Origin of the sequence: uncultured Brachyspira sp., assembly GCF_944390845.1 — a bacterium.
GTDB lineage: Bacteria > Spirochaetota > Brachyspiria > Brachyspirales > Brachyspiraceae > Brachyspira > Brachyspira pulli.
The window spans coordinates 1-3462 of record NZ_CALXRM010000128.1 but is presented as its reverse complement, the minus strand read 5'-3'; the positions used below and the strand labels follow the sequence as shown (position 1 = coordinate 3462).

3 protein-coding genes are annotated in these 3462 nt (G+C 22.4%); 2 read left to right on the top strand and 1 reads right to left on the bottom strand.

The features are described 5' to 3' along the window. Window positions 1-387: 387 nt before the first annotated feature. Window positions 388-1191, bottom strand: a complete 804-nt coding sequence (locus Q0K52_RS14665) for a DUF2262 domain-containing protein (RefSeq protein WP_297300626.1) — start codon at window positions 1189-1191, stop codon at window positions 388-390. Window positions 1192-1410: 219 nt separating this feature from the next. On the opposite strand from Q0K52_RS14665, the gene Q0K52_RS14660 reads away from it, so the two are divergent. Next, a complete protein-coding gene (locus Q0K52_RS14660; RefSeq protein ID WP_297300625.1) occupies window positions 1411-1917 on the top strand; it encodes a hypothetical protein in 507 nt (168 codons plus the stop codon). Between the two features lie 11 nt (window positions 1918-1928). Next, window positions 1929-3269, top strand: a complete 1341-nt coding sequence (locus Q0K52_RS14655) for a DUF4236 domain-containing protein (RefSeq protein ID WP_297300624.1) — start codon at window positions 1929-1931, stop codon at window positions 3267-3269. Window positions 3270-3462: the final 193 nt, after the last annotated feature.

The window sequence follows — 3462 nt, the reverse complement described above, 5'->3', positions numbered from 1 at the left end:
ATTATGATACACCTATGTTATACTTTAAAAAACTAAGGAATACTTAATGCAATATGTCTGGCTCCTGTGCAAATTTAAAAATTGTTATTATAGTTGTTTAAAAATTACTTGACAAAATTATTAAAACTTAAATATGGTAAATATTTATTAATTTAGTTTTGAAACAAATCTATTATATATCCCGCCCTTTATTCTCTATAACCAACTATCGAATTTTAATATTTATTATCTTTATAATTTATTTAGAAATTATAGCACCCGCCCAAGTGTTGAGTAGATTTAGAATTTCTTTAACGCACGGTGAGTACAATTTACTATATAATAGAATTAAAATTATAGATAAATTTATGTTTAAAATTTTATTCTACGTGCGGTAAGTAAATTTAATTATCCTTCTATATGAGCATCTTCAAAATTAAAATCATAGTCGCTTTCTACTACTATAGAGTGTCCCCAGAAAATATCGCCGTCATCAAACCAAAATGTTATAATATCTTCGCTTATAGTTATAGATGCTAATGTTATTAATTTTGAGAAATCTTCTTTGTTTATATGAGGCTTGTCTGCATCATCGTTCCAGTTGTTGGCATCTTCAAGCATATTTTCTGATATATAGTCTTTTAGTTTTTCGTCAATATCTTTTTTATCAGCGAATATTTTTTTGATTATATCAACACTTTTTTTATTAACTTCTTCATCAATATCATCAAATAAAACTGATATATCATTATTATCAATCCAAGACATATTTTTTTCAAAACAGTTAATGGATTTATCAAGCTCAAAATCTCCTAATTCTTCATCTTTATAATAAACAGGCTTAGAATATTCTTCTAATATAATATTTAAATCATCATCTTTATAATCATTATCAACTATATCTTCAAGCAAAAATCTCATATATAAACCAGATGAATCTTTTTCTTTTCTTACTTTTAATCTTACTATTGTTTTGTTTCTGAATATTTGAAAATAATGTTTGGTATCTTCAATTTCTTTTACTATAAGTAAATTTTCATTTTCTATAATTTCATTGGTGATAATATTTTTATATGCAATTGCAGATACCAATAAAGTATAATATTTTCCTTTTGACTTACCGGCGGATAAATTTTGCTTTTTTAAAACGAATGCTATGTCTAAAATTTCATCATAGAAATTGCTATTGAAGTTTTCAATTTCCTTGCTCATTTTATATCCTTTATAGTTTATAATAATACAATATATTTATTTGATCAACTTTTTTGTCGCTCAAAAAAGTTGCAAAAAACGCATATACTAGAACTTTATATTGAAAAGATAATTATTAGATGTTCATAATGTAATAATTTTATTTGAAAAATATTGCAAAAAAAAAATTATTTGTTATAATATGTAAATATAAAAATATGAGCAAATAGGAAACTAATTATGAAAAATATAATAGTTTTATTTTTATCATTACTTATAGTGTGTTGTTCTGAAAATAACAAAAATAAACAAATAGAAAGTGATAATTCTATAAACACAAATAAATCAGATATGTTAGCGGTATCTTTATATAGTAAAATAGAAATAGCATATAATACATATAATTATGATGCTATACCTGATTTATATATGAAGTTAACTAATGAATATCCAGATTATAGTGGTATATCAGAAGCAAGTAAGATGTATAGTTATGCAACAAATAAAGAATTAATCAAAAAAGATTCAGATTTAAGAGAAAAAAATAAGGAGAAAAAGGAAAAATTATTTGAACATTATTTTTCTTATAATATGTATTCAAATTCAACAATGCCTGTAAAAATACATGAAGAAATAATAGCATTAGTTGCAAAAGCTCATAATATATCAGAAAATGAATTTGCTCAATTATATAACGATTATTATAGAGAATGGTATAACGAAAGAATAAAAAAAATTAATTATTAATATTGTGAAATATGAGATTTAGAAAAAGTATAAAAATATGCAAAGGACTAAAGGTTAATTTATCTAAATCAGGATTAAGTGCTACAGTAGGTGGAAGAGGATTATCTTTTAATTATGGTAAAAAAGGCGGATATGTAAATGCTTCAATTCCAGGTACGGGATTACATACTAGAAATAAAATAATAGGAAGTTCAAAAAATACATATAAATCATATTCTCCTAAAAATAAAAGTTATTCTTCTTATAATAGTTATGATGATTATGATAGTAGTACATTATTTTATTTAAGTATTAAAGAAGATGGCGGAGAAATTGTTATTCTAAATGAAGATAGGATTGAAATTACAGATGAAACTATTATAAAAAAAATTAAAAGGTCTGAAACTTATAAAGAAAAAAAAGAAGAATTATATGCTAAATTAAAAGATAAGATAGATAAAGAAGAAACATCTTTTATTGATATATATAAATTAACGCCTAAAGTTGTAACAGAAGATGATATTAAAAATAATTTAAATAATTTAGTAAAAGAGGAATATACCATTGAACCTTTTATTAAAGAAGAATTAAATGAAGATGAATTATATAATGAAGCCACTAATTTATCAAAAGGTAAAATAAAATTATGGCCATTTTGGACTTTTTCTAAAAGAAAAAAAGAATTTATAGATAATGAATTTAATAATTTGAAAATCTTAAAAATAGAAGATGAATTAGCAAAAGAAAAGTTATATTATGAAGAAGAGAAAAATAAGAAATTATTATTAGATCAAGAATTTGAAGAAGAATTTAATAATACAAAAAAACATTTAAATGATATATTATCTGGTGATGATATTTTTGTAAATGATACGATAACAAAAATAATTGATGACATGGAATTACCTATTGAATTTAATATCAATTTTGACTACAACTATGAAGAAAAATCTGTATATTTAGATTTGGATTTACCTGAAATAGAAGATATTCCAACAAAAAAAGCAAACTATTTATCTTCTGGAAAATTAAAAGTAAAAGAAAAATCTCAAAAAGAATTAAAAGAAGATTATTTAAAATGTGTATGTGGATTGGCATTTTTCTTTAGTGCATATATATTTAATGTTTCAACAAGAATAGAAAATACATTAGTATCTGGTTACACTCAGAGAGTTAACAAAAAAAATGGTAATGTTGAAGATGAATATATATATTCTATTTTAATAGAAAGAAATAAAATGAACAATATTAATTTTAATAATATTGACACAATATTAGCTTTTGATAATTTTAAAAATATAAAGAACTTCACTAAAACTTTTGAAGCCAAAACTATAATACCAGCAAATAATATTGAAGATATTACTAAATAATTATTAAACTTATTTTATATATAACTACTAGATTTAATGTTATTTTTACTTGCACTTTTTGGTTCTTTTTGCGGCGGGAAAAAGAACAACAAAAAAATTGGCGAACTTAAAAATTGTTAGTATATACCTAAACAATTATATTTTGTCAAAAATAATTTTTTTAAATTTTAAATATCTGCAGGGCTTTGCCCCG

Bases quoted from the DNA above. Each gene is read 5' to 3' on its own strand.
- Q0K52_RS14665 (WP_297300626.1), bottom strand. From the start codon at position 1,191: ATGAGCAAGGAAATTGAAAACTTCAATAGCAATTTCTATGATGAAATT.
- Q0K52_RS14660 (WP_297300625.1), top strand. From the start codon at position 1,411: ATGAAAAATATAATAGTTTTATTTTTATCATTACTTATAGTGTGTTGT.
- Q0K52_RS14655 (WP_297300624.1), top strand. From the start codon at position 1,929: ATGAGATTTAGAAAAAGTATAAAAATATGCAAAGGACTAAAGGTTAAT.